The sequence below is a fragment of the Microseira wollei NIES-4236 genome, assembly GCF_020521235.1.
GTDB lineage: Bacteria > Cyanobacteriota > Cyanobacteriia > Cyanobacteriales > Aerosakkonemataceae > Microseira > Microseira wollei.
Genome location: NZ_BLAY01000433.1, coordinates 1 through 1462, shown reverse-complemented (window position 1 = coordinate 1462; position 1462 = coordinate 1). Strand labels below are relative to the sequence as shown.

1 pseudogene is annotated in these 1462 nt (G+C 49.5%); it reads left to right on the top strand.

Annotated elements, in window-relative coordinates:
• Positions 1–164 precede the first annotated feature (164 nt).
• A pseudogene (locus MiSe_RS49050) lies at positions 165–1429 on the top strand (RNA-guided endonuclease InsQ/TnpB family protein).
• Positions 1430–1462 lie beyond the last annotated feature (33 nt).

Here is a 1462-nt window from a genome sequence, read left to right as displayed (position 1 = left end):
TTTTTATCTTCTGGGGGGTTCGGGGGGCGATAAGACCCGCGCTCAACCCAGAGGGTGAGCGACGGGATACATGGACACCCCGCGCTTGTCGAGTGGGGTTCGATGCCCCCGAGACAAGCATTTACTAGAACGCAAACTTATAGTAAATATGCTAATGTAGAGGAATGTTGACCTTGAACTATCGCTATCGCCTCTATCCCGATGCCACTCAGGAGAATACCCTGTTTGAGTGGATGGAAACCTGTCGCAGCGCCTACAACTATGCCCTGCGAGAAATTAAGGATTGGTGCAATAGTCGCAAGTGCATGATTGATCGATGCAAGGGTTGAGCAGGAATACATCCTGTCTGCGGATTTGAAATTTCCCAATGAAGTGCAGCAATTGAATGCACTGCCCCATGCCAAGAAGGAGTTTCCCCGATTGGGCGAAGTTCCGTCTGGTGGTGTTGCAGCAAGCTATCAAACAACTGCACAAAGCTTGGGAGGGATTTCAATCCCGTGGATTTGGATTTCCGCGCTTCAAGAAATACGGGCAATTCAAATCGCTGTTGTTTCCGCAATTCAAGGACAGCCCCATCACGGGAATTCATTTGAAGTTGCCGAAAATTGGGCTGATTCCGATTAACTTGCATCGCCCGGTTCCCGATGGGTTTGTGGTGAAGCAAGTTCGCATCCTCAAGAAGGCGGATAAGTGGTATGCCTCGGTCAACATTCAGTGCGATGTCAATGTCCCAGATCCCATGCCCCACGGTCATCCGATTGGAGTGGATGTAGGACTGGAAAAGTTTTTGGCAACCAGTGACGGAGTACTCGTAAAGCCGCCCAAGTTTTTTAAGCAGATGCAAAGTAGGCTGAAAGTGCTGCAACGTAGACTGGGTAGAAAACAGAAGCGGTCTAAGAACTACGAGAAGCAACGCATCAAGGTGCAAGGAATGCACCATGCGATTGACAACACACGCAAGAACTTTCAGTTTCTGCAAGCACCACTGAGCTACTGTGATGCTGCCGATATGGTCTTCATGGAAGACTTGGACTATCGGGTAAGTGCCAAGGGAATGTTGGGTAAACACATGCTCGATGCTGCGTTTGGACAATTCCGTTCCATCGTCAAGTATGTTTGCTGGAAACGTGGCAAGTTCTTTGCCGAAGTCAATGCCAATGGTACGTCTCAGACCTGTCCTGAATGTGATGCAATTGTTCAGAAGGATTTGAGTGTGAGAGTTCATCATTGTCCTGAATGTGGATATGCAACAGATCGAGACATCGCTAGCGCTCAAGTCATTCGCAATCGAGGAATTGTCCTCATTAGTACCCCAGGACTTGGGGGAATGGAAACTGCCTGTGCAGACGGTCTACCGGGGGTTGAGGCAACTCAATCTAGGCAAGTGTCGAAATCCCGAAGGGGAGTAACCAGGAAAGCCAAGCAGTGATGCTTGGAAGCCCGCGCTGTACCGTTAGGTCAG